The 25,144-nt window shown below is 72.0% G+C and carries 22 protein-coding genes; 5 read left to right on the forward strand and 17 right to left on the reverse strand.

The genetic code is table 11. From position 1 onward, the window contains the following. Position 1: 1 nt before the first annotated feature. From V6U89_RS06395 to V6U89_RS06415, 5 genes are all read right to left on the reverse strand, one after another. Complete coding sequence (locus tag V6U89_RS06395) at positions 2 to 1,231, reverse strand: ABC transporter permease (protein WP_442933879.1); 1,230 nt, start codon at positions 1,229 to 1,231, stop codon at positions 2 to 4. A 98-nt stretch (positions 1,232 to 1,329) separates the two neighbouring features. Further along, a complete protein-coding gene (locus V6U89_RS06400) occupies positions 1,330 to 2,922 on the reverse strand; it encodes an ABC transporter ATP-binding protein (protein WP_334569839.1) in 1,593 nt (530 codons plus the stop codon). Between the two features lie 195 nt (positions 2,923 to 3,117). Further along, positions 3,118 to 4,185 carry a BMP family lipoprotein gene (locus V6U89_RS06405; RefSeq protein ID WP_334569840.1) on the reverse strand — a complete coding sequence of 356 codons (1,068 nt, stop codon included), beginning with the start codon at positions 4,183 to 4,185 and terminating at the stop codon, positions 3,118 to 3,120. 277 nt (positions 4,186 to 4,462) lie between these two features. Beyond that, a complete protein-coding gene (locus V6U89_RS06410; RefSeq protein WP_334569707.1) occupies positions 4,463 to 4,804 on the reverse strand; it encodes a hypothetical protein in 342 nt (113 codons plus the stop codon). A gap of 57 nt (positions 4,805 to 4,861) precedes the next feature. Beyond that, positions 4,862 to 5,875: a hypothetical protein gene (locus V6U89_RS06415; RefSeq protein ID WP_334569708.1), complete on the reverse strand. Its 1,014-nt coding sequence runs from the start codon at positions 5,873 to 5,875 to the stop codon at positions 4,862 to 4,864. A gap of 98 nt (positions 5,876 to 5,973) precedes the next feature. Between V6U89_RS06415 and V6U89_RS06420 the strand changes: the two genes are divergently transcribed. Next, positions 5,974 to 6,573, forward strand: coding sequence for a TetR/AcrR family transcriptional regulator (locus V6U89_RS06420; protein WP_334569709.1), 600 nt, complete (start codon positions 5,974 to 5,976; stop codon positions 6,571 to 6,573). 22 nt (positions 6,574 to 6,595) lie between these two features. On the opposite strand, the gene V6U89_RS06425 is transcribed toward V6U89_RS06420, so the two are convergent. The 4 genes from V6U89_RS06425 to V6U89_RS06440 all read right to left on the reverse strand — a co-directional run bounded on the left by V6U89_RS06425 (position 6,596) and on the right by V6U89_RS06440 (position 12,470). Continuing rightward, the gene (locus V6U89_RS06425) at positions 6,596 to 8,407 is read right to left on the reverse strand and encodes a glycoside hydrolase family 13 protein (protein WP_334569710.1); all 1,812 of its coding nucleotides are present in this window, start codon (positions 8,405 to 8,407) and stop codon (positions 6,596 to 6,598) included. Positions 8,408 to 8,680: 273 nt separating this feature from the next. Then, positions 8,681 to 9,583, reverse strand: a complete 903-nt coding sequence (locus tag V6U89_RS06430; RefSeq protein WP_334569712.1) for a sugar ABC transporter permease — start codon at positions 9,581 to 9,583, stop codon at positions 8,681 to 8,683. Continuing rightward, a complete protein-coding gene (locus V6U89_RS06435) occupies positions 9,580 to 11,220 on the reverse strand; it encodes an ABC transporter permease subunit (protein ID WP_334569713.1) in 1,641 nt (546 codons plus the stop codon). Before V6U89_RS06435 ends, V6U89_RS06430 begins: the two co-directional genes overlap by 4 nt. Beyond that, positions 11,220 to 12,470 (reverse strand): sugar ABC transporter substrate-binding protein, encoded by a 1,251-nt coding sequence (locus V6U89_RS06440; RefSeq protein ID WP_334569714.1) that lies wholly within the window; start codon positions 12,468 to 12,470, stop codon positions 11,220 to 11,222. Before V6U89_RS06440 ends, V6U89_RS06435 begins: the two co-directional genes overlap by 1 nt. 197 nt (positions 12,471 to 12,667) lie before the next feature. On the opposite strand from V6U89_RS06440, the gene V6U89_RS06445 reads away from it, so the two are divergent. Next, positions 12,668 to 13,753: a LacI family DNA-binding transcriptional regulator gene (locus tag V6U89_RS06445; RefSeq protein ID WP_334569715.1), complete on the forward strand. Its 1,086-nt coding sequence runs from the start codon at positions 12,668 to 12,670 to the stop codon at positions 13,751 to 13,753. 216 nt (positions 13,754 to 13,969) lie between these two features. Further along, positions 13,970 to 15,607, forward strand: coding sequence for a glycoside hydrolase family 13 protein (locus tag V6U89_RS06450; RefSeq protein WP_334569716.1), 1,638 nt, complete (start codon positions 13,970 to 13,972; stop codon positions 15,605 to 15,607). Positions 15,608 to 15,828: 221 nt separating this feature from the next. Here the strand turns inward: V6U89_RS06450 and V6U89_RS06455 are convergent, their stop codons facing one another. The 6 genes from V6U89_RS06455 to V6U89_RS06480 all read right to left on the reverse strand — a co-directional run bounded on the left by V6U89_RS06455 (position 15,829) and on the right by V6U89_RS06480 (position 20,396). Further along, complete coding sequence (locus tag V6U89_RS06455) at positions 15,829 to 16,275, reverse strand: hypothetical protein (protein WP_210775092.1); 447 nt, start codon at positions 16,273 to 16,275, stop codon at positions 15,829 to 15,831. A gap of 98 nt (positions 16,276 to 16,373) precedes the next feature. Then, the gene (locus V6U89_RS06460; protein ID WP_154939716.1) at positions 16,374 to 16,742 is read right to left on the reverse strand and encodes a GntR family transcriptional regulator; all 369 of its coding nucleotides are present in this window, start codon (positions 16,740 to 16,742) and stop codon (positions 16,374 to 16,376) included. A gap of 1 nt (position 16,743) precedes the next feature. Beyond that, positions 16,744 to 17,679, reverse strand: a complete 936-nt coding sequence (locus tag V6U89_RS06465) for a YihY/virulence factor BrkB family protein (protein WP_442933873.1) — start codon at positions 17,677 to 17,679, stop codon at positions 16,744 to 16,746. 55 nt (positions 17,680 to 17,734) lie between these two features. Continuing rightward, positions 17,735 to 18,280: a 2'-5' RNA ligase family protein gene (locus V6U89_RS06470; RefSeq protein ID WP_334569719.1), complete on the reverse strand. Its 546-nt coding sequence runs from the start codon at positions 18,278 to 18,280 to the stop codon at positions 17,735 to 17,737. Between the two features lie 43 nt (positions 18,281 to 18,323). After that, positions 18,324 to 19,349 carry a tryptophan--tRNA ligase gene (gene trpS, locus V6U89_RS06475; RefSeq protein WP_334569720.1) on the reverse strand — a complete coding sequence of 342 codons (1,026 nt, stop codon included), beginning with the start codon at positions 19,347 to 19,349 and terminating at the stop codon, positions 18,324 to 18,326. 33 nt (positions 19,350 to 19,382) lie between these two features. Beyond that, positions 19,383 to 20,396, reverse strand: coding sequence for a hemolysin family protein (locus V6U89_RS06480; RefSeq protein ID WP_334569721.1), 1,014 nt, complete (start codon positions 20,394 to 20,396; stop codon positions 19,383 to 19,385). A 229-nt stretch (positions 20,397 to 20,625) separates the two neighbouring features. Here V6U89_RS06480 and galE point away from each other — a divergent pair, with 229 nt between their 5' ends. Together galE and galK are read left to right on the forward strand one after the other, a co-directional pair. After that, positions 20,626 to 21,555 carry a UDP-glucose 4-epimerase GalE gene (galE, locus tag V6U89_RS06485; protein WP_246158277.1) on the forward strand — a complete coding sequence of 310 codons (930 nt, stop codon included), beginning with the start codon at positions 20,626 to 20,628 and terminating at the stop codon, positions 21,553 to 21,555. Continuing rightward, positions 21,552 to 22,751 carry a galactokinase gene (galK, locus tag V6U89_RS06490; RefSeq protein ID WP_334569722.1) on the forward strand — a complete coding sequence of 400 codons (1,200 nt, stop codon included), beginning with the start codon at positions 21,552 to 21,554 and terminating at the stop codon, positions 22,749 to 22,751. Before galE ends, galK begins: the two co-directional genes overlap by 4 nt. A gap of 116 nt (positions 22,752 to 22,867) precedes the next feature. Here galK and cysN read toward each other — a convergent pair whose 3' ends face one another. Together cysN and cysD are read right to left on the reverse strand one after the other, a co-directional pair. Further along, positions 22,868 to 24,196: a sulfate adenylyltransferase subunit CysN gene (gene cysN, locus V6U89_RS06495; protein ID WP_334569724.1), complete on the reverse strand. Its 1,329-nt coding sequence runs from the start codon at positions 24,194 to 24,196 to the stop codon at positions 22,868 to 22,870. Then, positions 24,196 to 25,110, reverse strand: a complete 915-nt coding sequence (gene cysD, locus V6U89_RS06500; protein ID WP_334569725.1) for a sulfate adenylyltransferase subunit CysD — start codon at positions 25,108 to 25,110, stop codon at positions 24,196 to 24,198. Before cysD ends, cysN begins: the two co-directional genes overlap by 1 nt. Positions 25,111 to 25,144 lie beyond the last annotated feature (34 nt).

Consider the following 25,144-nt stretch of genomic DNA (forward strand, 5'->3'; position numbering starts at 1 on the left):
CTTACCAGCCCTTCGCCAGGCTCGTCTGCAACCGGGCGGCACGGGCGGCCCGAAGCTGGAAGATCGCCTTCACCAGGGCCGGTGCGGCGATGAAGATGACGATCAGCGCCTGGAGCACGGTGACCAGCTCCAGCGAGATCCCCGAGTACGACTGCATCCGGTTGCCGCCGGCCTGGAGCGCGCCGAAGAGCAGCGCCGCGAGCAGCACGCCCCACGGCTTCACCCGGCCGAGCAGCGCCACCAGGATGCCGTCGAAGCCGATCTGCGCGACCACCAGCGGGGTCAGCGCGTTCGCCGTCGAACCCAGCACCATCTGGGTGCCGCCGAGGCCGGCGAGCAGGCCGGAGATCACCATGATCAGCACGTACGTCCGGGTGACGCTGATGCCGGCCGTCCGGGCGGCGTCCGGGTTGGCGCCGACGGCACGCAGCTCGAAGCCGAGCGTGGAGCGGTTGAGCAGCCAGGCGATGAACCAGGTGACCAGCACCGCGAGCAGGATGCCGGCGTGCACCCGCAGGTTGTCGCCGAGCAGGCGGGGCAGCTGCGCCGAGGAGTCGACCGGCTTGCTGATCGCATCGGCGCGGTCCGGGTTCTGCACCCCGTTCTGGACGATGATCCAGGAGAGGAAGTAGACCGCGATGTAGTTCAGCATGATCGTGTTGATCACCTCGTGCGCGCCGGTCCGCGCCTTGAGGATGCCGGGGATGAAGCCCCAGATCGCGCCACCGGCGGCACCGGCGATCAGCGCGACGAGCAGGTGCAGCACCGGCGGCAGCGGCAGCGCGAAGCCGGCCACCGCGGCGAGGATGACGCCGATGGTCGCCTGGCCCTGGGCGCCGATGTTGAACAGGCCGCCCCGGAAGGCGAGCGCCACCGCCAGGCCGGTGAAGACCAGCGGCGCGGTGTAGGTGAGCGTCTCGGAGATCGGGCTCAGCGCCGCCTGGAAGCCGACCGCCTCGGGATCGAAGACGGCGCCCTTGAACAGGTTCGCGTACGCCTCGCTGACCACCGTCCAGCTGGAGTTGATCGCGTCACCCGGCCGCGCGGTGATGTAGCTGTAGGTGGCCAGCACCTCCGGGTCGGAGACGATGATCAGGATCGCGCCGACCACCATCGCCAGCACCAGCGCGAGCACCGTCACGGTGACGGTGTTGGCCGCCCAGAGGTTGTCCAGGAAGAGCCGACCCAGGGTGGGCCGGGGCTGCTCCGCGGGCTGCTTCGGGGCGGTCATGGTGGCGTTACGGTCGGTGCCGCCGGAGGTGCTCTGCGCCGCCTGCGCCTCGGTCGCCGGTTCCTTGTCCGGGGAGCCCGACGTCACGTTCGGGTCAGTCATGCCTCGTCCTCGTTACCAGGGCCTTCGGGGGCGGGGGCCGCGGCGCCGCCGGTCGGGGTCGCCCCGGCGGTCTCGCCGGCGGCGTCCGGGGTGATGCCAGCCATCAGCAGGCCGATCTCCTCGCGCGGGGTGTCCGGGCTGACGATGCCGATGATCCGGCCGCGGTACATGACCGCGATCCGGTCGGCCAGGCCGATGACCTCGTCCAGCTCACTGGAGACCACCATGACGGCGGTGCCCACGTCCCGCTCGCGGATCACCCGGCTGTGGATGAACTCGATCGAGCCGACGTCCACGCCCCGGGTGGGCTGGGCGGCGATGAGCAGCTTCAGCGGCCGGGACAGCTCCCGGGCCACGATCACCTTCTGCTGGTTGCCGCCGGAGAGGGTGCCCACGGCGGCGTCGGCCGAGGAGGTACGGACGTCGAACTGCTCGATCCGCTCCTTCGCCGATTTCGCGATCGCGTCCGGCTTGAGAGCCAGGCCCTTGCCGAAGGGCGGCCGGTCGTAGATGTCCAGGACCAGGTTCTCCGCAACGGAGAACTCCTTGACCAGGCCGTCGACGCTGCGGTCCTCGGGGACGTAGCCCACGCCGGCCCGCAGTACCTTCTTGGTGGACCAGCCGTGCACCGCCTCGCCGTCCAGGGTGACCGTGCCGGCGAGCGTCGGGCGCAGGCCCATGATCGCCTCGATCAGCTCGGTCTGGCCGTTACCCTGCACACCCGCGACGCCGAGCACCTCGCCGGCGTGCACGGTCAGGTCGACGCCGTCGACCGCGCGGATCCGCCGGTCGTCGTCGACCACCAGGCCGGAGACCTGGAGCATCGGCTTGCCGGGGGTGGCCGGCTGCTTGTCCACGGTGAGCCGGACGCTGCGCCCCACCATCAGCGCGGCCAGCTCGTCCCGGCTCGCCTCCGGAGAGGCGGTGCCGACGGTCTTCCCGCGCCGGATCACGGTGATCCGGTCGGCGATGGCCTTGACCTCGCCGAGCTTGTGGGTGATGAAGACGATCGACTTGCCGGCGGCCTTCAGCGACCGCATGACCGTGAGCAGTTCCTCGGTCTCCTGCGGGGTGAGCACCGCGGTCGGCTCGTCCAGGATGAGCAGGTCGACGTCGCGGGTGAGCGCCTTGACGATCTCGACCCGCTGCTGGATGCCGACCGGCAGGTCCTCGATCACCGCGTCCGGGTCGACCCGCAGGTTGTACCGCTCGGAGACCTCGGCCACCTCGCGGCGGGCCCGCCGGCGGTCCAGGAAGCCGGCGATGCCGCCCCGGACCTGCTCGGCGCCGAGCATGATGTTCTCGGCGACCGTGAAGACCGGCACCAGCATGAAGTGCTGGTGCACCATGCCGATCCCGGCCGCGATCGCGTCGGAGGGGCCCTTCAGCTTCAGCGGCTGGCCGTCGACCAGGATCTCGCCCTCGTCGGGCTGGTAGAGCCCGTAGAGCACGTTCATCAGGGTCGACTTGCCGGCGCCGTTCTCGCCGAGCAGGGCGTGGATCTCTCCAGGCTCCACCGTCAGGTCGATGTGGTCGTTGGCGACCAGATCACCGAACCGCTTGGTGATGCCGCGCAGTTGGAGTCTCAGCGCAACCTCCTGGAGTGCGAGCGATGGTGCAGCCTAGCTGCCGGTCGGCCGGCTGACGGGGCCGGCCGCGGGTGGAGCGGATCGGCCGCCCCGGCGCACGCGGGTGTCCCGTGTACGCCGAGGCGGCCGATCGTCATGCCTGGTGCCCGCCGGCCTCCGCTGCCGATGATCCCATCGTGGCGGCCGGGGAGGCGGTCACTTGGTCGGCTGGGCCTTCGAGGTGACCGTGATGGTGCCGGCGGCGATGTCCGCCTTGATCTTGTCGACCTCGGCCTTGAGCTCGGCCGGAACCTTGCTCTCGAACTCGTGGTACGGGGCGATCGAGACGCCGTTGTTGGCCAGGTTGCCGACGAAGCCCGGCTTGGACTGCAGCTTCTCGCCACCGGCGGCCTTGAGCACGGCCTCCTTGACGGCGTCCGGGATGTTCTTGACGACCGTGGTCAGCAGCGCGGAACAGTTCGGGGTGCTCTCGCAGCCGTCGACGTCGACCCAGACCACCGAGTACTTGCCACCCGAGGCCTGCGCCGCGGCGGTGGTGCCGAGGCCCGAGCCGCCGGCGACCGGCATGATGATGTCCGCGCCCTGGGCGACCAGGGTGTCGGAGACCTTCTTGCCCTCGTCCTGCTTGACGAAGTCGTTGGTGAAGGAACCCTTCTGGGTCGCCTTGTCCCAGCCCAGCACCTGGACGTTCTTGCCCTTGGCCTTGTTGTAGTAGGCCACGCCGTCGGCGAAACCGTCCATGAAGATGGTCACCGGCGGGATCGGCAGGCCACCGTAGGTGCCGACCTTCCCGGTCTTGCTCATCCCGGCGGCCAGGTAGCCGGCCTGGAAGGCGGCCTGGGCGGTGTCGAACTGCATCGGGTAGACGTTGTCCACGCCCGGGTTCGCGTCGACGATGCCGAACTGCTGGTCCGGGTGCGCCGCGGCGGCCTTCTTGGTGGCGTCCTGCATCAGGCCACCGACGGCCAGGATGAAGTCGCACTTCTGGTTGACGAAGCCGTTGAGGTTGACCTCGTAGTCCGCCTCGGCCTTCGACTGGACGTTCTTGATGTCGATGTTGCTGTTCGCCTTCTGGGCCTCCTGGAGACCCTTCCAGGCGGAGGTGTTGAACGACTTGTCGTCGATGCCGCCGACGTCGGTCACCATGCAGGCGCTGTACTTCTTGGCGCCGTTGCCGGCGTTGTTGTCGTCCTCGGGGGCCTCACCACACGCGGCGGCGCCCAGCACGAGCCCACCCGCCGCGATCGCGGAGGCGATCCGCATCCCACGCACAGAGCGCAAGACGTCTCCTTCCCATTGCACACCGCGCCTCGTGCGGTGGCAGCCCTTGAACCGACCAGCGCTGTGCTGCCGGCATCCCACGTTACGGACGGGAGCGTACGCCCGCGCCCACCCACCGGCCGCCAATCGTGCACGACTGTTGAACGCCTGTTATCCGGGCGTAACCCTGGCGTGGGGCAGATCACTCAGAGTGCTGGTACGTGACCCGTTCGCTGTCCCGAACGTCCCTTTCCCCGGGCCCGCGAGCGGGTCCGGACGGCTACCTCCAGAACACCGCGACAGCGGCGTTGAGCAGCGTCAACCCGACGATAGCGAGGAAGTGCCCGCGATTGACCTGATCCCGCTTCCGGGAGAAGAAGACCATGACGAAGATCAGCAGAGCCAGCACCAACTTGGTAACAAGCTTCGCCGGTGCCGGCTCGTCACCCTCGCGCAGTGGGGCGGCGAGCCCGATGCCGGTGAGCAGACCGATCACCGATCCCCAGAGCATGGCCGCGTTGATCCGCAGCCGGCCGCTGACGTACTGGGCGATCGCGCCGCCGAGCAGCAGGGCGAACCCGATCAGATGGACGTAGAGAAGTACCAGCCGAAGAGCTTCCACGCCGGCCATCCTGCCCCATCAACGACAGTTTGTAGTAGCCGCCCCGCCGGGCTGAGCTCATACCGTGATCTCGGTGGAGGACGGCCGGGGCGAGCCGCTCCGGCCGGCCGGCGCCAGGCCGATCCCGGGCGAGGCGCGCCGGCCGGCCAGCACCAGGCCGATCGCGAGCACCGCGTAGCCGGCCAGCACGGCGACGGAGCGGCCCGCGCCCGCACCGTCGAAGAAGGCGGCCGAGCGCAGCAGGGTTCCGCCGGCCCCGACGGGCAGGAACTGCCCGACGGTGCCCCACGGCTGCGGCAGCAGCTCCGGCGCGGCGCTGACCGCGGAGAGCGGGTTGCCGACCAGGAAGACCAGCAGCGCCCCGAGGCCGAGCCCGGGGCCGCCGAGCAGCGCACCCAGCCCGGCGACGGCACCGGCGGCGGCGAGCGCGAAGAGCCCGATCGCCGCGGCCTCGGCCGCCGGGTCGCCCCCGATCACCCCGAGCCAGCCGTGCAGCACGGCGGTGCCGACCAGCGCGGCGAGCACGGCGTAGCCGAGCAGCCCGACCAGCCGGGCGCGCCGGCCGGTGACCAGGACGGTGAGCAGGACGCCGACGAGCATGCTGGTCAGCGCCAACGGCAGGAAACCGGCGGCGAAACCGGCCCCGCGCGGGTCGTCCGGGTCGGCCGGCACCACCGCCGTGACCGGCACCGGCCGTCCGCCGGCGAGTCCGGCCGCGGCCTCGGTGAGCAGGGCCGCCACGGTGGGGCTGGCGCCCGGGGCGGTGTGCAGCCCGACGCCGTCTGGGCCGACGACGAAGGCGGCATAGACCTCGCGGTCGCGCAGCGCCCGGTCGGCCGCGGCGGCGTCCGGCAGTTCGGCGACGGTGAAGGCACCGGGACGGGCCGCCGCCAGCCGGCCGGCCAGTTCCGCACTGGCCGGCGCCGGCCCGGCGACGGCGACCGGCAGGTCGCGCGGCGCCAGGTTCGCGGCGGGCCCCGCGAACAGGGGTACGAGCAGCGCCTGCGCCGCCACCGCGAGGGCGGCGACCAGCACGGCGAGCAGCATCGGGGACCGGGGTGACCGGGACATGCCCACTCCTTAAAACGAACGCTCGTTCTCTTTGAAGTCAGCGTGCGCTTCCGAGCCGTCCGGAGTCAAGAACGAGCGTTCGTTTTATACTGTGGGTCATGCCACGCGTATCGGACGCCCACCTCGCGGCCCGTCGACAGCAGATCCTCGACGCGGCCCGGCGCTGCTTCCTGCGCGACGGCTTCCACAACACCTCGATGCAGGACGTGATCGCCGAGGCGGGGCTGTCGGTCGGCGCGGTCTACCGCTACTTCCCGAGCAAGAACGACCTGATCACCTCGATCGCCCAGGCGGTGATCGGCGGGGCGGACGCGGTCTTCGCCGAGCTGGCCGCCGCCGAGCCGCCGCTGCCCCTGGTCGAGGCGCTGGACCGGGCACTGACCTACGTCGACGCGCAGGCGGGCGAGGACGGCATCCTGCCGCTGGCGATCCAGGTGTGGAGCGAGTCGCTGCGCGACCCGGCGCTGGCGACGTTCGTGAACGCGACGTACAGCGGCTTCCGGGACCGCTTCACGCTGCTGGCCCGGCGGGCCCGGGAGTCGGGTGAGCTGCCCCCCGACGCCGACCCCGAGGCCGTCGGCACCGCGCTGTTCGGCCTGGTCCCGGGCTACCTGATGCAGAAGGTGCTCACCGGCCGGCCGGACCGCCGCAGCTACCTCGCCGGCGTCCGCACCCTGCTCGGCCAGCCAGCCGCCTGACCCCGTGCCGGGCGGGCCCGGGTCAGGACAGCCGCCAGACCTGGAACGTGGGGCCGTCGGCGGGGAGGGTGACCACGCCGTCGGCGTCCGGGCGCAGCGCCGGGGCACCGCCGTACGCGTTCTCCCCCGCCCCGAGGCCGGTCAGCCGGACGGGCCGGCCGGCGGCCCGGCGGGCGAGCACCAGCACCGCCCCGGTCGGGGCCTCGCGCAGGAAGACCAGGGTGTCGGCGTCGGCGTGCACCCGGCGCAGGCCACCGTGGCGCAGCGCGGGCTCGTCGCGGCGCAGCGCCAGCAGCCCCCGGTACGCGGCGAAGGTGGCCCGGTCCCAGCTCTCCGGCCGGTGCCACGGCATCGGGGTCCGCGAACCCTCGCCGTTGGTGCCGGTCAGCCCCAGCTCGTCCCCGGCGAAGACCACCGGGGTGCCCGGCATGGTGGCGAGCAGGCCGGCGGCCACCTCCTGCCGGGCGGCGTCACCGACCACGGTGCGGATCCGGGCCGAGTCGTGCGAGCCGAGCAGCTGCCACGAGTGGGTGTACGCGCGCCAGGAGATCAGCGACCGGTAGGTGTCCATCGTCGCGAGCACGGCCTCGGCGTCGCGCCGCCGCACCCCGCCCGGGGTGCCGAGGAAGTTCGGCACCGGCTCGTCGCCGTGCCGCAGCCAGGACCAGACCGGGTCGGTGAAGCCGACGTAGTTCATCGTCCCGTGCCAGCCGTCCCGGTCCAGGTCGCCGGTGTGGTCGTGGCCGTGCTCGGCGAGCAGCAGGCCGTCGGGGCGGGTGTCGGCGACCACCTCGCGCAGCAGCCGCGCCACCTCGTGGGTGTACGCGTCCGCGCCGCGCCGGCCGGTCATGTTGGCCACGTCGACCCGCCACCCGTCCAGCCCGTACGGCGGGCGCAGCCAGCGCCGCAGCAGCGAGTCGTCGGCCGTGGCGAACCGCCGGCGCAGCTCCGCGCTGCCCCAGTTCAGCTTCGGCAGCGACGTGACGCCGTTCCAGGACTCGTAGTCACCGGTGGCCTGGTCGAAGTAGTACAGCTCCCGCTCGGCGGCCCGCACGTCCGCGGCGGCGGCGGTGAACCACTCGTGCGCGTCGCCGGTGTGGTTGCTGGTGATGTCGCCGAGCAGCCGCCAGCCCCGGGCGCGGACGGCGGCGGCGAGCCGGGCCAGCGCGGCGTCGCCGCCGAGCAGCGGGTCGACGGTGTCGAAGCTGGCCGCGTCGTAGCGGTGGTTGGAGCGGGCCGGGAAGATCGGGGTGAGGTAGAGGGTGTTCACGCCGAGCCGGGCCAGGTGCTCCAGGCGCTCGGTGACACCGTCCAGGTCGCCACCGTAGAACTGGTACGGCGTCTCGGGGCCGCGACCGATCACCGGGGTGTCCCAGTCGCACGGGATCGCCCAGTCCGGCGGGGTGCGGCCGGCGGCCGCCGCGGAGCGGGCGAACCGGTCCGGGAAGATCTGGTAGATCACCGCGTCCCGCGCCCAGGCCGGTGGCGGGGCGTAGCTGACCAGCTTGAAGTCGCCGTTGTCGGGCACGTCGTGGGCGACCACCCCGGCGGCGTTCAGCCAGCGGTAGCCGGAGGTCTGCGAGAGCATGAAGCGGTAGTTGCTGACCGGGTTGCGGACCTCGACGTCGGCCCGCCACCAGACCTCGCCGCCCTCGGTGCGGTCGACGACCGCCTCGGCGAACCGGGGCTCGCCGTCGCCGGTGGTCCGCACGTGCACGGTGCGCACGTCGGCGCCCGCCGGTACCCGGACGAAGACCGGCACGGTCTGACCGAGCGCCGGCTCCTGCTCGGGTACGTACAGGGCGGATCCGTCGTGGTGCGGCAACAGGGACATGACAGAACCCCTTCGGGTCGGTCGGACGGGGAGAGAAAGGGGCCACCGCCGCGGCCGGTGTCCCGGCCGCGGCGGCCAACCCGTGACTGCTCCGGTGTACGACTGATCGGAGGGGTGGCCACTCTCCGCGCGGCCCGGGCTGAGCGGTCGAGCTCCGCGCAGGCGGGGCCACTCAGCCCGGCCCATGTCCGGACCCGGACCACTCAGCCCCGGCCGTTGTACGGAGCCGGACCGCTCAGCTCGCGCTGCGCGGTGAGCGGCCACCCCTCCGATTTATCCTTTTACGGCTCCGGCGGTCAGGCCGGAGACGATGTAGCGCTGAAGGAACTGGAACACCAGCACCGTCGGGACGGCGGTGAGCAGGGTGCCCGCCGCGAAGATCCCGAAGTTGTTGTTGCGCTCGCCCGCCACCAGACCGAACATGCCGACCGCGAGGGTCTTGGACTCGGGGTTGGTGAGGAACACGTTGGCGATCAGGAACTCGTTGATCGTGCCGATGAAGGCGAGCAGCCCGGTCACCGCCAGGATCGGCGCCACCAGCGGCAGCATGATCCGGAAGAAGACCTGGGCGTGCGACGCGCCGTCCATGGTCGCCGACTCGTCCAGCTCCCGCGGCAGCGTGTCGAAGAAACCCTTCATCAGCCAGGTGTTCACGCCCAGCGCCCCACCCAGGTAGAGCAGCAGCAGGCCCCACGGCGTGTTGAAGCCGATCGCCGGCCACAGGTCGGTGACCGTGGTGAAGATCAGGAAGATCGCCACGATGGCCAGGAACTGCGGGAACATCTGGATCAGCAGCAGCGAGAGCAGCCCGACCCGACGGCCGGCGAAGCGCATCCGGGAGAAGGAGTACGCCGCCAGCGACGAGAGGAAGATCGAGGCGAAGCTCGCCACCCCGGCGACGACCAGCGAGTTGAGGAACCACCACCCGAACGAGGTGCGGTCGAAGAGGTTGGTGAAGTTCTCGAACGACACGCCGCTGGTGGGCACCAGGTCCGTGGAGGAGAGGGTGCCGAGCGGGTTGAGCGCCGCGGAGAGCACGAACAGGATCGGGAAGAGGCTGAACGCCACCGCCACCACCCCGACCACGTGCCGCCAGCCGACCTGGGCGAACCAGCGGTTCTTCCGCCTGCCGGCCGTGCTGCTCCGGGTGACCGGGGCGTTCGCGTGGGTGCTCACGAGTACACCTCCTCCTGCTTGCGGGTCCGCGAGAAGCTGGCCGCGGAGACCACCGCGACGATCGTGAAGATGAAGATCGAGACCGCCGCCGCCAGGCCGAACTGGGCCCCCTGGGCACCGAAGGCCAGCCGGTAGGTGTACGTGATCAGCAGGTCCGTCGCACCGGAGGTCGGGTTGTCCGCCGGGAACGGTCCACCCTCGGTGGTCAGGTAGATCGCGTTGAAGTTGTTGAAGTTGTACGCGAACGACGAGATCAGCAGCGGGGAGAGTGCCACCAGCAGCAGCGGCAGGGTGACCGCGCGGAACGACTGCCAGGGCGACGCGCCGTCGACCGAGGTGGCCTCGGTGAGCTCGCGCGGGATCGCCTGGAGCGCACCGGTGGCGACCAGGAACATGTACGGGTAGCCCAGCCAGAGCTGCACCAGGATCACCGCGATTCGGGCGGACCACTCCTGCCCGAACCAGTCGACGCCGAGCCCGAACAGGTTGTTGATCAGACCGAAGTCGGTGTTGAACATGTCCCGCCAGACCAGCAGCATCGCGAACGACGGCATGGCGTACGGCAGGATCAGCAGGATCCGGTAGAGGTTGGTGCCGCGCATTCGCGGCGAGTGCAGCGCCAGCGCGATGGCCAGGCCGAGCAGGAAGGTGAAGCCGGTCGAGCCGAGCGCGAAGGCGAAGTTCCAGACCAGGGTGCCGAAGAACGGACCGGAGATGGCCGGGTCGGTGAGCACCCGATCGAAGTTCTTGAGTCCGACGTTGACCTTCCAGCCCTGGGCCAACTGCTCGCCGTCGGCGGCGACGAACGCGCCGATCTCCTCGTCGGCCGTCCAGGTCTTGCCGGTCTCGGTGTCCTTGACGCAGTCGCACCCGGCGTCGTAGGCCCGGATCGCCCTGCCCTCGTACGCGCGGGAGAGACCGGAGGAGCGCAGCGCGCCGCCGGAGGTCGGGACGACCAGGTCGGTGATCTCCTTGCTGCGGGCGCTGGCCTGACCGAAGTTGAGCACCTGGTAGCCCTCGGCGGCGGTTACCTTGCCGCCCGGCGCCACGGTGACCTCGGCGGCGTCGAGCGGGGTCAGGCCGCCGGCGTCGCCGGCGGAGACGGTGCCGCTCTTCGGGTCGGTCACCAGGAAGACCAGCGGCCCGGTGGCCGGGTCGCCCTTGGTGGCGACGGAGAGGAGGTACTGGGTGGAGCCGGGGACCTGCTTCACCGACGAGCTCTGGATGGCGACGATCGCTTCGGACTTCTCGCCGCGGTGACCGTCGCCGAAGTTCGTGAAGGCGGTGCTGGCGGTGTAGAGCACCGGGAAGATCTGGAAGGCGATCAGGAAGATCGTGCCGGGAACCAGGTACTTCGCCGGGATGTGTCGGCGGGTGAGGTACAGGTAGAACAGGCCGGCGGTGGTGGCCGACAGGATGGCCAGCCCGACCCACTTCTCGGCCTCGATGAGCGGGAAGGCCGCCCAGATCGCGATCCCGGCCACCAGGCCGAGCAGGACCACCTTGACGAGGAGGCCGGTCAGGGTGATCGGCGCGTGGTGCCGCGCGTCACGGGACTTGCGCGGGAGCCCGGAGCGGACGGGCCCCCGGCCCGGGGCCTGCGTGGCAGACCCCGGGCCGGACAGCGACGCGCTCATTACTTGATCTGACCGGAGATCGTCTTGCCGGCGGCGGTGACGGTCTTGGTCGGGTCGGCGCCACCGATGACGGCGGCCTCGGCCTTGCCGAACGGGTCCCAGATCGCGGCCATGGCCGGGATCGCCGGGAGCACCTGGCCGTTCTTGCCGGCCTCGGAGAACTTGGCCAGGTCCGGGTCGGTGCCCTTGACCTGGTCGAAGGCGGCGGTCAGCGCCGGCGGACGCGGCTCGGCGTTGTACAGCGCCACGGCCAGGTCGGGCTTGGTCACGTAGTTGGTGACGAACTCCTGGGCCAGGGCCTTGTTCTTGCCCTTGGCGGCGACGTAGAACGACTGGACGCCCACGAACGGCTGGGCCTCCTTGCCACCGGCGAAGCCGGGGACCGGGGAGATGTCGTACTTGATGCCGGCCTTCTTGGCGTCGGCGATCGCCCACGGGCCGGAGACCAGGTAGGCGCACTTCTTGCCGGTGAAGGTGGCGATCGAGTTCTCGCCGGTGATGGAGCGCTTCAACGCACCGTCACCCTTCTCGCCGAGCTTGGCGATCTTCTGGAACGCCGTGATCGACTCCGGCTTGCCCACGCCCAGGTCCTTCGGGTCGTAGTCGCCGTTGGCGGCGGTGCCGAAGAGGTAGCCGCCGGCCGAGGTGTACAGCGGGTAGATGTGGTACGCGTCGCCGTTCTGTCCGGACTGGAGGCAGAGGATCTCGCTGGCCTTCTTCTCGGCCTTGAGCTTCTTGCCGGAGGCGACCAGGTCCTCGATCGTCTTCGGCGCCTCGGGGGCCAGCTCGGTGTTGCGGATCAGCGCGATGTTCTCGGTCGCGTACGGCACGCCGTAGACCTGACCGTTGAAGGTCACGGCCTTGACGGCGGTCTCGTTGAAGGCGCTCTTCTGCTCGGCGGCGAGCTGCACCGGGTCGATGGCGCCGTTCTGCACCAGGTTGCCGATCCAGTCGTGCGCGCCGACCACGACGTCCGGGCCGCTGCCCTGCTGGGAGGCGGTGACGAAGTTGGTCTGCAGGTCCTTGGAGACGGCCTGCACCTCGACGGTGACGCCGTTCTCCTGGCCGAACTTCTCACCGAACGGCTTGAGGGCCGCGGCCCGCTTGTCGTCGGCCCAGATGACGAGCTTGCCGCTCGCGGCCTTGGGGGAATCCTTGGCGGCCGGCTCGTCCTTGCTGTTGTCGCCGCAGCCGGACGCCGCGAGCGCCAGACCGAGAACGGCGACCACACCCGCGGTACGGATGCGCATCGGTACTCCTGTCGTTGTGGCGACCGCCGGGGGAAGGGCGGCCCGCCAGTGGGAACCTCTGTAAGTTCTTGCCAACCGGCGCTGCGGTGCTGCGCCGCTGCTCTCGCATGTTGCGGGGACGTTAGCAAGAGGTTGCAGGGAATGGAAGGGCTTGCAGGAGTGCACGCAAGAACTTGCCCGTGAGCTAAAGTTCCGCCATGCGCGCTCGACTGTCCGACATCGCCCAGCAGGCCGAAGTCAGCGAGGCCACGGTGTCGCGGGTGCTCAACGACCGCCCCGGCGTGGCCCCCGAGACCCGGCAGGCCGTCCTGACCGCCCTCGACGTGCTCGGTTACGAGCGCCCCGCCCGGCTGCGCAAGCGCAGCGCCGGGCTCGTCGGGCTGGTCGTCCCGGAGTTGGACAACCCCATCTTCCCGATGTTCGCCCAGGTCATCGAGTCGACCCTGGCCCAGAGCGGGTTCACCCCGGTGCTGTGCACCCAGACCCCCGGCGGGGTCACCGAGGACGAGTACGTCGAGATGCTGCTGGACCGGCAGGTCTCCGGGATCGTCTTCGTCTCCGGCCTGCACGCCGACACCGCCGCCAACCACGACCGGTACCGCGCGCTGATCGCCCGCCCGCTGCCCGTCGTGATGATCAACGGGTACGTCCCGAACGTCGCCGCCCCCTTCGTCTCCTGCGACGACGGTGAGGCCGCCGAGCTGGCCGTCGCACACCTGGTCGCGCTCGGCCACCGCCGGATCGGCCTGATCACCGGCCCGGACCGGTTCGTGCCGGTGCAGCGCAGGGTGGCCGGCTGGCGGACCGCGATGACCCGGCTCGCCGGCGCGGCCGAGCAGGACCTGGCCGAGCTGGCCGAACTCTCGCTCTTCGGCGTGGAGGGCGGCGAGGCGGCCGCCGGTCGGCTCATCGAACGCGGCGTCACCGGCGTCGTCTGCGGCTCCGACCTGATGGCGCTCGGCGCGATCCGGGCGGCGCGGCAGCGCGGCATGTCGGTCCCGCGGGACCTCTCGGTGGTCGGCTACGACAACTCCCCACTGATGGCCTTCACCGATCCGCCGCTGACCACCATGCGCCAGCCGGTCGCCGCGATGGCGGTCGCCGCGGTGCGGGCCCTGGTCGACGAGATCAACGGCCACGGGGCGCCGCACTCGGAGTACCTGTTCCGCCCGGAGCTGGTGGTGCGCGGCTCCACCGCGGTCGTCCGCCCGGCCGGCGCCGACCCGGTCCAGGGCGGCACCCGGCACCGGCCGGCACCGCCCGCCCTCGCCGTCCCGGCCTGACCCCACCCCGGACGGCCGCCACGACGGCGGCCGGCCCGGTGCCGTCCCGCCGGCTGAGACGGCCGCACCGGACGGCCAGGCCGGCCGGAGGGTGTGCGGGCCATCATTTCTTGCGCAAGAAATGCTTGACTCTTGCAGCAACCGGGCGGCATTCTGCACTGGCATCCGCGCCCCCGGGCCCACTCCGGGCGCTCTACAGAACGGGGATCGTCACCGATGACCGACGCCACCAACCCGGCACCGCCGGCCGCCGACGCCGACTGGTGGCGGTCCGCGGTCGTCTACCAGGTCTACGTCCGCAGCTTCGCCGACGCCGACGGCGACGGTGTCGGTGACCTCCGGGGCATCCGGGAGCGGCTGCCGTACCTGCGCGAGCTCGGGGTCGACGCGCTCTGGCTGACCCCCTTCTACACCTCGCCGCAGGTCGACGCCGGCTACGACGTCGCCGACTACCGGGACGTCGACCCGCTGTTCGGCACGCTCACCGACTTCGACGCCATGATCACCGACGCGCACGCCCTCGGGCTGCGGATCATCGTCGACCTGGTGCCCAACCACACCTCCAGCGCGCACCCCTGGTTCCAGGCCGCGCTGGCCGCCGGCCCGGGCTCGCCGGAGCGGGAGCTCTACCTCTTCGCCGACGGCAAGGGCGAGCACGGCGAGCTGCCCCCGAACGACTGGGAGAGCATCTTCGGCGGCCCGGCCTGGACCCGGGTGCCGGACGGCCAGTGGTACCTGCACCTGTTCGACCCGGCCCAGCCCGACCTGAACTGGCGGCACCCGCGGGTGCGCGCGGAGTTCGAGGACGTGCTCCGCTTCTGGCTGGACCGCGGCGTCGACGGGTTCCGGATCGACGTGGCGCACGGGATGATCAAGGCCGAGGGGCTGCCGGACGTCGGCTTCAGCTCGATGACCACCGGCCAGCGCCAGTCCGAGCTGCTCGGCAAGGGCCGCCTGCCCTACTTCGATCAGGACGAGGTACACGAGATCTACCGCGCCTGGCGGCCGATCCTGGACAGCTACCCGGGCGGCCGGATGGCGGTGGCCGAGGCGTGGGCGGAGACCCCGCAGCGGCTGGCCCGCTACATCGGCCCGGACGAGCTGCATCAGGCGTTCAGCTTCGACTTCCTCGACGCCACCTGGTCGGCCGACTCGTTCCGCAAGGTCATCGACACCGCGCTGGCCGAGTCCACCATCGTGGGCGCCCCGACCACCTGGGTGCTGTCCAACCACGACCGGCAGCGGCACGTCACCCGGTACGGCGACGGCGAGGTCGGCCTGCGCCGGGCCCGGGCCGCCGCCCTGCTGATGCTGGCCCTGCCCGGCTGCGCCTACGTCTACCAGGGCGAGGAGCTGGGCCTGCCGGAGGTGCTGGACATCCCCGACGCGCTGCGCCAGGACCCGGCGTTCCTGCGCACCGGGGAGAGCCGCGACGGTTGCCGGGTGCCGATCCCGTGGAGCGGCGAGCTGGCCCCGTACGGCTTCGGCCCAAAGAGCAGCGAGCTGAGCTGGCTGCCGGCCCCGGCGACCTGGCGCGCCCTCTCGGTGGCCGCCCAGACCGGCGTCGCCGGCTCCACACTGGAGCTGTACCGGGCAGCGCTGCGGATCCGGCACGAGCACCCGGCGCTGGCCGGCACCAGCGGCGGGGTGACCTGGCTGGAGGGCGGGCCCGGCATGCTCGCCTTCAGCCGCACCGGCGGCGGGACCACGCTGACCTGCGTGGTCAACATCAGCGGCGCGCCGGCCCTCGTCGAGGGTTACGGCCGGCCGCTCGTCGCGAGCGAGGACCTCACCGAGCAGGGGTCGGGTCATCTCCTGCCGGTGGACGCGGCTGCGTGGTTCGAACGGCGCTGAGCCGGGTAACCCGCCATTGACCTGGTCGTCCGTTGTGCTTCGCGCCGACGGGCGACTGGGCCTGCCGACCCCTTGTGGTGGGGGGTGAGGTGGCACCGGCGCCTCGGGGAGTTCCCCGGGGCGCCGGTGTCCTCCTCGGCCCGGCCCCGCGCCACGTGCCGTGTTGGCCGACCCGGAGGGCAATGAGTTCTGCGTGCTGGACGGCCCGCCCCGCTGACGGGTCAGCGGCCCTTGCGCCGCAGCAGCTCCGAGATCCGCTCGAACCCGGCCCGCAGCTCGTCCTCGCTGGGTGCCGGCTGCGGCGCGACCGGGTGCTCGGCCCGCGCGGCCGCCTGCTCCAGCTCCTCGTCGATCACGTCCTCGAAGTCCCCGTAGAGGTCGGACTCGTCGATCCGGGCCGCCTCGTCCTCGGCGGCGATCTGCGCGGCGGCGATCTCGCCGCGCACCTCCTCGGCCGACAACGCCGGCACCAGCGGCTCGACCACCGCCATCAGCTGCTCCTCGGCCACCACCGCCTCGGCCAGGGCCAGGGCGTGCGGGCGCTCGTACGGGCCGCAGACCACCGGCTCCCACTCGGCGGGGTCGCCGAGCGGGCCGAACGTGATGATCCACGGCAGGCCGAGCATCGGCGAGTCGTCCGGCAGGTCCAATGTCACGAGTGCGCCCACGCGCTCATCATGGCTGGTCACGGCCGAAAGGTGAGTGGCATTTGCGGCAACTGCCGGTTCGCGCATGGGTCGGTTTCCTGACCTGTTCGTCCGTCGACTCAACCCGGGCGGGCGGCGTCGAGAGCGGCGCGGACCAGGGCGAGTGCCCGATCCGGCGGCACGCCCAGCCGCACCGCCTCGTCGGCGTACCGGGCCGCCGCCCGCTGCAACCGGTCGGTCGCGTCGTCGCGGCCCGGCGCGACGTACGTCCCGTGCCGCCCCCGGGTCTCCAGCAGCCCGGCCGCCTCCAGCTCCCGGTACGCCCGCGCCACGGTGTTCGCCGCCAATCCCAGCTCGGCGGCGAACTGGCGCACCGGCGGCAGCCGGGTGCCCACCGGCAGCCGCCCGTCGCCGACCATCGCGGCCAGCTGCCCGCGCACCTGCTCGTACGGCGGCACCGCCGAGCCCGGGTCGATCTCGATCAGCACGTCAGCCCGCCCCTCCCGGGGTCCCCGGATCGGTGTCCGGGTCCGTCTCGACGTCGAGGTCCGCCGGGACGGGCCCGTCGGAGAGGTCGACCACCCGCCCGTGCCGGCTGGTCGCGGCGAGCGCCGCGCCGAAGAGCACGAGCTGGTTGAGCAGGTACAGGTAGAGCAGCAGCCCGACCGCGCCGGCCACCACCGTGTACGCCGGGTTCCGCTCGGTCCGCACCACGTAGTAGCGCCCGACGGTGTTGAGCAGCGTGATGCCCACCGCGACGATCAGCACCACCGGCCGCAGCCGCCGGCGACTCATCCGCAGCCGGGGCACCGCCACCAGCAGCGCCGTCGCCAGCACCGCGTTGACCACCACGCTGAGCGCCGCGCTGACCGTGGTCAGCCCGACCGAGCCGGTGGCCCGCAGCAGGAAGCGCAGCAGGGACTCCAGGGCGTCGACGGCCGCCACCGAGACGCCGAGCATCACGAAGACCAGCACCAGCACGCCCAGGTCGACCAGGCGGCGCACCACCAGGTTGCCGGGCTGCTGGTTGAAGCCGTACATCAGCCGCTGCGAGGAGCGAATCGCCTCCACCCAGCCGATCCCGGTGAAGACCAGGATGACCAGGCCGATCACTCCGACGGTGTTGCTGCTCTCGGCGATCTGCCCGGGGTCGAGGAACGGCAGGTTCTCCCGCAGGAAGTCGGCCGCGGCGTCGCTGACCTCGTCGTTGTCCTCCAGGATCGCCCCGAAGATCGAGTACGCCACCAGGGCGAGCGCGAAGACGGCGAAGAAGCCGTAGTAGGCGATCGCCGCGGCCAGCCGCCCGCCCAGCACGTTCGCGTAGAGGTCGACGGCCCGCCACAGGTGGTCGAAGCGGGGCCACCGGTGTCGGGCCGTGGTGAACCGGCGGTCGATCCCGCCCGTCAGCCGGCCCCACGCGTCCACCACGTCATCCTCGCCGATCTCCCGCCGCGGGGCGGGCCTGTGGCCCCCGGCCCGGTCAGCCGCCGAGCCGGAAGTCCCGGCGGGGTTGCCACCGGGTCGCACCGCTGTGCGAGAAGAGCGTGAACGAGTCCACCTCGAACATGGCCGAGAAGTCGGCCAGGTCCTCGTACGCCCGGTCCAGCGCCTCGGGGGCGACGTCCTGCGCGACGGTGACGTGCGGGTGGTACGGGAAGCGGGCCTCCCGGTGCAGCTCGGGTGCGGCGTTGATGGCGGCGGCGAGCAGTTCGCACTCGCTGATCCCGGCGGCCACCGTCACGAACACCACCTGGGTCACCGGCCGGAACGTGCCCGTGCCCCGCAGGTGCAGGGTGAACGGCAGGTGCCGGGCGGCCACCCGGCTCAGGTGCTCCTCGACCGCCGGCAGCGCCGCCACCGGAATCTCGGTGGGCCCGAGCAGCGTCACGTGCGCCGGGACCACCTGCGGGTCGCCGGACTCGGCCCGACGCCGGGTGAGCATGCCGCCCCACGGCTCCGGGACGTCCACCGCGATCCCGATCTGGATGGTGCCGCCGTTCACCGGCGCCCCGTCCCTGCGATCCACGCTCCGCGCCACCCCTCCACCCGTACCCGTCGGCCCGGAGCCGCTACTCGAAGCGGACCGGGGGGAAGAACCCGATCCGGTCGTACGCGGCGCGCAGCGTCGGCGCGGCGACCGCGCGGGCCTTCTCGGCGCCGGCGGCGAGCAGCTTGTCCAGCTGCGCCGGGTCGTCGAGGTAGGCGCGGGTGCGCTCCTGGATCGGGGTGACGAACTCCCGGACCACCTCGCCGAGGTCCTTCTTGAGGTCGCCGTAACCCTTGCCGGCGTACGCGACGACCAGGTCGTCGATGCTCCGGCCGGAGAGCGCCGAGTAGATGGTCAGCAGGTTGGAGATGCCCGGCTTGGTCTCGCTGTCGAAGACGATCTCGCGGCCGGTGTCGGTCACCGCGGAGCGGATCTTCTTGGCCGAGCGGGCCGGCTCCTCCAGCAGGTCGATGATGCCGGCCGGCGAGGACGACGACTTGGACATCTTCGCCGTCGGGTCCTGCAGGTCGGTGATCTTCGCGGTGTCCTTGACGATGTGCGGGGCGGGCACCGTGAAGGTCGGGCCGAACAGCGAGTTGAACCGCTGCGCCAGGTCGCGGGAGAGCTCCAGGTGCTGGCGCTGGTCCTCGCCGACGGGCACCGCGTTGGCCTGGTAGAGCAGGATGTCGGCGGCCTGCAGGATCGGGTACGTGAAGAGGCCGACGCTGGCCCGCTCGCTGCCCTGCTTCTGCGACTTGTCCTTGAACTGCGTCATCCGGCTGGCCTCGCCGAAACCGGTGATGCAGCCGAGCACCCAGGCCAGCTGCGAGTGCTCGGGCACCTGCGACTGGACGAAGAGGGTGCTGCGCTCCGGGTCGATCCCGACCGCGAAGAGCTGCGCCGCGGCCACCCGGGAGCGCTGCTTCAGCACCGCCGGGTCGTGCCCCGCGGTGATCGCGTGCAGGTCGACCACGCAGTAGAACGCGTCGTGGGTCTCCTGCAACGCCACCCAGTGCCGCACCGCGCCGAGATAGTTGCCGAGGTGAAACGAGTCGGCCGTCGGCTGGATGCCGGAGAAGACGCGCGGGCGGGCGGGAACGTCGGACATGACGGCAATTCTGTCAGCAACGCCCGGCGTACGTCATGACGGGCCGGCGGGTCGGCTCGCCGCCGGCCCGGCGGGGGTGGTGACCTCGCGCCGCTGCTCCGGCAGGCGCGCCGCGGAGACCGCGACCCGGGACACCCGGCGCCCCTCCAGGGCCAGCACCCGCAGCAGCCAGCCGTCGACCGGCTCGTCCGGCGCCTCGGCCCTGACCGGGGACACCGGCACCTCGTCGCCGGCCACCGGCAGCCGGCCGAGCGCCGCCATCAGGTAGCCGCCGACCGTCTCGTACGGCCCGACGGGCAGCGGCACCCCGGTGCGCTCGGCGAAGTCGGCGAGGTTGAGCCGGCCGTCCACCACTGCGGGCAGGCCCGCGTGCGCGGGCTCGGGGTCGGCGTCGTACTCGTCGTGGATCTCCCCGACCAGCTCCTCGATCAGGTCCTCGCACGTGACGATGCCGGCGGTGCCGCCGTACTCGTCGACCACCACCGCCAGGTGGTGTCCCTCCTTGCGCATCTCGGTCAGCGCGGCGAGCACCCGCTTGCTGCCGGGCAGCTGTTTGACCTCGCGGGTCAGCTCGCCGACGGTGGTGCACGGGTCGAGGTCGGGGCGGAGCAGCACGTCCCGCAGGTGCACGAAGCCGACCACGTCGTCCTGGGTGCCGTCGACCACCGGGTAGCGGGTGTGCGTCTCGGCCCGGACCACCCGCTCGGCCTCGGCGATGGTCAGCCCGGCGGAGAGGAAGACGACCTCGGTGCGGGGCATCATCACCTCGCGGACCAGGCTGGCGCCGGCCACCAGCACCTCGTCGATGATCCGCCGCTCGTCCGGGTGGAGCCGGGTGTTGGCGGCGACGAGGTCGCGCAGCTCGTCCTCGCTGATCCGCTCCCGACCGGCCGCCGGGCTGGCGCCGAGCAGGTCGGTGACGAGGCGGGTGGCGCCGTCGGCGGCCCGGACGACGAGCCGGGCCACCGTCCGGGCGATCGGCCCGGGCCGGCGTCGGGGCCGCCCCGACGCGCGTCGACGCAGCCCGGGACCGCCCGCTTCCCGCATGGAAAAGATGGTAAGGCTGCGCGTCACCGCCGACCGGCGATGTTCGGATCTGTTCAATCGTGAAGGTTTATGATGGAATGAGGGCGGGCCGCGACGCTGAGCGCGGGCACAGCGTGCGGCCGTAGGGTGATCACGAACGGCCGCGACGGGACGCGGCCAGGCAGGAGGACCCGACGTGAAACTGCTCGTCACCGGCGGCGCCGGCTTCATCGGCAGCGTGGTGACCCGGATGCTGCTCGACAACGGCCACGACGTGACGGTCCTCGACGACCTGCGCACCGGCCACCGGGCCGCGCTCGCGCCGGACGCCACCCACGTCGAGCTGCCCGTCCACGAGGCCGCCCGGGTGCTCACCCCGGAGGCCGGCTTCGACGGGGTGCTGCACTTCGCCGCGCTGATCGCCGCCGGCGAGTCGATGGTCCGCCCGGAGCTGTACTGGCACGCCAACACGGTCAGCTCGATCGCCCTGATCGACGCCGTCCGCGCCGCCCGGGTGCCCCGCCTGGTCTTCTCCTCCACCGCCGCCGTCTACGGCAACCCGACCGAGCTGCCCATCCCGGAGACCGCGGTCAAGGCCCCCACCAACACGTACGGGGCCACCAAGCTCGCCGTCGACATGGCGCTCACCTCCGAGGCGATCGCCCACGACCTGGCCGCCGTCTCGCTGCGCTACTTCAACGTCGCCGGGGCGTACCTGCGCGACGACCTGGCGATCGGCGAACGGCACGACCCGGAGACCCACCTGATCCCGATCGCGCTGGACGTCGCCGCCGGCCGCCGGGAGAAGCTCCAACTCTTCGGCGACGACTACCCCACCGTCGACGGCACCTGCGTGCGCGACTACATCCACGTGGCCGACCTGGCCCGGGCGCACCTGCTGGCGCTCAGCGCCGCCGTGCCCGGCCGGCACCGGATCTACAACCTGGGCAACGGCAACGGCTTCACCAACCGCCAGGTGGTCGACGTCGTCCGCGAGGTCACCGGCCACCCGCTGCCGGTGGAGATCGCGCCGCGCCGGGAGGGCGACCCGGCCGAGCTGGTCGCCTCTTCGGCGCTGGCCCGCGAGGAGCTGGGCTGGACGCCGGAAAAGCCGACCCTGCACGACATGGTCGGCGACGCCTGGGCCTTCTACCGCGCGCACGTGCTGGGGCAGCGATGAGCGGGCCGGCCGCGCGGACCGCGCCACCCGGGGCCGCGTCGGGCGACGTCGCGGCCCGCGCCGCCGCCGGCTTCCACGCCGCGTACGGCGAGCCGCCCGCCGGCCGCTGGGCGGCTCCCGGCCGGGCCAACCTGATCGGCGAGCACACCGACTACAACGACGGCTTCGTGCTCCCCTTCGCGCTGACCCTGCGGACCGTGGTCGCCGCCGCCCCGCAGCCCGGTGCGCGGTGGACGGTCCGGTCGGAACTCTCCGACGAGGCGGTGGAGTTCGGCGCCGACGAGGTCGACGAGCCGGGCCGGGTCACCGGCTGGGCGGCGTACGTGGCCGGGGTCGTCTGGGCGCTGCGTGAGGCCGGGTACGACGTGCCCGGGGCGCGGCTGGCGATCGCCTCCGACGTCCCGGTGGGCTCCGGCCTCTCCTCCTCGGCGGCCATCGAGGCGGCGGTGCTCGCCGCCCTGGTCGACCTGGGCGGGCTGGACCTTCCCGCCGAGAAGCAGCCACGGCTGGCCCAGCGGGCCGAGAACGCCTACGTCGGCGCGCCGACCGGGATCATGGACCAGTCCGCGGTGATCCGCTGCCGCGAGGGGCACGCCCTCTTCCTGGACTGCCGCACCGAGGCCGTCGAACACATCCCGTTCGACCTCGACGCCGCCGGGCTGGCCATGCTCGTCGTCGACAGCCGCGCCCCGCACCGGCACGCCGACGGCGAGTACGCCTCCCGCCGCGCCGCCTGCGAACGGGCCGCCTCGCTGCTCGGGGTGCCGGCGCTGCGCGACGTGCCGGTCGCCGACCTCGACGCCGCGCTGGCCCGGCTCGACGACGACGAGATCCGCCGGCGGGTCCGGCACGTGGTGACCGAGGACCAGCGGGTGCTGGACACCGTCGACCTGCTCCGCGCCGGCCGGGTACGCGAGATCGGCCCGCTGCTCACCGCCTCGCACACCTCCATGCGGGACGACTTCGAGATCACCGTCCCGGAGATCGACACCGCGGTCGAGGCGGCCCTGTCGGCCGGCGCGCTCGGCGCCCGGATGACCGGCGGCGGCTTCGGCGGCTGCGTCCTCGCCCTGGTCGACGCCGACCGGTCCGACGCCGTGGCGAGCGCCGTCACCGACGCCTACGCCGCCCGCGGCTTCCCCGCCCCCGCCCACGCCACCGTCCTCCCCGCCCCCGGCGCCACCCGCCTCGCCTAACCCCCCTTCCACCCCGGCGGCACCAGGGGGCCTCTTTCCGAGAAAGAGTGGCTATCCACGCTGGAATAGCCACTCTTTCTCGGAAAGTGCGCCCGCAAATCCGGGGGCGGCGTGGGTCAGGCGGTGTCGACGATCATGCCGGCGGCGACGGTGCGGTTGGTGGTCTCGTCGATGATGACGAAACCGCCGGAGGTGCGGTTGCGGCGGTACTCGTCGGCCAGCAGCGGCACGGTGGTGCGCAGCCGGACCCGGCCGATCTCGTTGAGCTTCAGCTCGCCGGCCGCCTCGTCCCGGTGCAGGGTGTTGATGTCCAGCCGGTAGTGCAGGCCGCGGACGATCGCCCGGGCCGACCGGGTGGTGTGCTTGATCGCGTACCTGCCGCCGACCTGGAGCGGGCGGGTCTCGTCCATCCAGCAGACCATCGCCTCGATGTCCTGCGACACCGCTGGCGAGTTGTTCGGCCGGCAGATCATGTCGCCCCGCGAGATGTCGATCTCGTCCTCCAGCCGGACGGTCACCGACATCGGCGGGAACGCCTCGGCCACCGGGCCGTCCGCCGTCTCCACCGAGGAGATCCGGCTGGTGAAGCCGGAGGGCAGCACCATCACCTCGTCCCCCGGCTTGAGCACGCCCGAGGCCACCTGACCGGCGTAGCCCCGGTAGTCGGTGACGGTGGTGGACTGCGGACGGATCACGTACTGCACCGGGAACCGCACGTCGACCAGGTTGCGGTCCGAGGCGATGTGCACCCGCTCCAGGTGGTGCAGCAGCGACGGGCCCTCGTACCAGGACATGTTCTCCGAGCGGGTGACGATGTTGTCGCCCTTGAGCGCGGAGATCGGCACCACGGTCAGGTCCGGCACGTCGAGCTTCGCGGCGAACGCGGTGAACTCGTCGGCGATCCGCTCGAACACCTCCTGCGAGTAGTCGACCAGGTCCATCTTGTTCACGCAGAGGACCAGGTGCGGCACCCGCAGCAGCGAGCAGAGGAAGGCGTGCCGGCGGGACTGCTCGACCAGGCCCTTGCGGGCGTCCACCAGGATCAGCGCCAGGTCGGCGGTGGAGGCGCCGGTGACCATGTTCCGGGTGTACTGGATGTGCCCCGGGGTGTCGGCGATGATGAACTTCCGCCGGGGGGTGGCGAAGTAGCGGTACGCCACGTCGATGGTGATGCCCTGCTCCCGCTCGGCGCGCAGGCCGTCGGTGAGCAGCGCCAGGTTGGTGTACTCGTCACCCCGGGCCGCGCTGACCGCCTCGACCGCGGCGAGCTGGTCGGTGAAGAGCGACTTGGTGTCGTACAGCAGGCGGCCGATCAGGGTGGACTTGCCGTCGTCCACGCTGCCGGCGGTGGCGAAGCGCAGCAGGTCCATCGGCCGGGCCTCCGGCCCGGCCCCGGTGGCGGCGCGGCTGTCCGCCGCGCCTCCGGCGATGGTCTCGGTGCTCATCAGAAGTAGCCCTCCCGCTTGCGGTCCTCCATGGCGGCCTCGCTGACCCGGTCGTCGCCGCGGGTCGCGCCGCGCTCGGTGATCCGGGTGGCGGCCACCTCCTCGATCACCTTCTCCACCGTGTCGGCGTCCGAGCGGACGGCCGCGGTGCAGGAGGCGTCGCCCACGGTGCGGTAGCGCACCCGGGCCTTGAACCGCTCCTCCCCCGCGCGGGGGCGGAAGAACTCGTTCACCGCGTAGAGCATGCCGTCGCGCTCGACCACCTCGCGCTCGTGCGCGTAGTAGATCGAGGGCAGCGGGATGCGCTCGCGGGCGATGTAGTGCCAGACGTCCAGCTCGGTCCAGTTGGAGAGGGGGAAGACCCGGATCGACTCGCCCGGGTGGTGCCGGCCGTTGTAGAGCGACCACAGCTCGGGACGCTGGTTCTTCGGGTCCCACTGGCCGAACTCGTCGCGGAAGCTGAACACCCGCTCCTTGGCGCGGGCCTTCTCCTCGTCGCGGCGGGCGCCGCCGAAGAGCGCGTCGAAGCGGTGCTTCTCCACCGCGTCCAGCAGCACCGGGGTCTGGATCCGGTTGCGCATGCCGTCGCCGGACTCGCGGACCATGCCGTTGGCCAGGGCCTCCGGCACGCTGGCCACGATCAGGTGCAGGCCCAGCTCGGCGACCCGCTGGTCGCGGTACTCCAGGACCTCGGGGAAGTTGTGCCCGGTGTCCACGTGCATGACCGGGAAGGGGATGTTGGCCGGGGCGAACGCCTTCTGGGCCAACCGGAGCATGACGATCGAGTCCTTGCCGCCGGAGAAGAGCAGCACCGGGCGCTCCATCTCCGCGACCACCTCGCGCATCACGAAGATGCTCTCCGCCTCCAGCGCGTCGAGGTGCGAGACCTGGTAGAAGCGGGCGGGGGCGGTCATGACACGGTCTCGATCGGCGCGGATCCGCTCATGG

Origin of the sequence: Micromonospora sp. CPCC 206171 (assembly GCF_036906755.1) — a bacterium.
Classification (GTDB): Bacteria; Actinomycetota; Actinomycetes; order Mycobacteriales; family Micromonosporaceae; genus Micromonospora; species Micromonospora purpureochromogenes.

What these genes read in the sequence shown, in the direction of transcription:
- V6U89_RS06395 (WP_442933879.1), bottom strand. Translation starts at nt 1,231, where the DNA reads ATGACCGCCCCGAAGCAGCCCGCGGAGCAGCCCCGGCCCACCCTGGGT.
- V6U89_RS06405 (WP_334569840.1), bottom strand. Translation starts at nt 4,185, where the DNA reads ATGCGGATCGCCTCCGCGATCGCGGCGGGTGGGCTCGTGCTGGGCGCC.
- V6U89_RS06415 (WP_334569708.1), bottom strand. Translation starts at nt 5,875, where the DNA reads ATGTCCCGGTCACCCCGGTCCCCGATGCTGCTCGCCGTGCTGGTCGCC.
- V6U89_RS06420 (WP_334569709.1), top strand. Translation starts at nt 5,974, where the DNA reads ATGCCACGCGTATCGGACGCCCACCTCGCGGCCCGTCGACAGCAGATC.
- V6U89_RS06425 (WP_334569710.1), bottom strand. Translation starts at nt 8,407, where the DNA reads ATGTCCCTGTTGCCGCACCACGACGGATCCGCCCTGTACGTACCCGAG.
- V6U89_RS06435 (WP_334569713.1), bottom strand. Translation starts at nt 11,220, where the DNA reads ATGAGCGCGTCGCTGTCCGGCCCGGGGTCTGCCACGCAGGCCCCGGGC.
- V6U89_RS06440 (WP_334569714.1), bottom strand. Translation starts at nt 12,470, where the DNA reads ATGCGCATCCGTACCGCGGGTGTGGTCGCCGTTCTCGGTCTGGCGCTC.
- V6U89_RS06445 (WP_334569715.1), top strand. Translation starts at nt 12,668, where the DNA reads ATGCGCGCTCGACTGTCCGACATCGCCCAGCAGGCCGAAGTCAGCGAG.
- V6U89_RS06450 (WP_334569716.1), top strand. Translation starts at nt 13,970, where the DNA reads ATGACCGACGCCACCAACCCGGCACCGCCGGCCGCCGACGCCGACTGG.
- trpS (WP_334569720.1), bottom strand. Translation starts at nt 19,349, where the DNA reads ATGTCCGACGTTCCCGCCCGCCCGCGCGTCTTCTCCGGCATCCAGCCG.
- V6U89_RS06480 (WP_334569721.1), bottom strand. Translation starts at nt 20,396, where the DNA reads ATGCGGGAAGCGGGCGGTCCCGGGCTGCGTCGACGCGCGTCGGGGCGG.
- galE (WP_246158277.1), top strand. Translation starts at nt 20,626, where the DNA reads ATGCTGCTCGACAACGGCCACGACGTGACGGTCCTCGACGACCTGCGC.
- galK (WP_334569722.1), top strand. Translation starts at nt 21,552, where the DNA reads ATGAGCGGGCCGGCCGCGCGGACCGCGCCACCCGGGGCCGCGTCGGGC.
- cysN (WP_334569724.1), bottom strand. Translation starts at nt 24,196, where the DNA reads ATGAGCACCGAGACCATCGCCGGAGGCGCGGCGGACAGCCGCGCCGCC.
- cysD (WP_334569725.1), bottom strand. Translation starts at nt 25,110, where the DNA reads ATGACCGCCCCCGCCCGCTTCTACCAGGTCTCGCACCTCGACGCGCTG.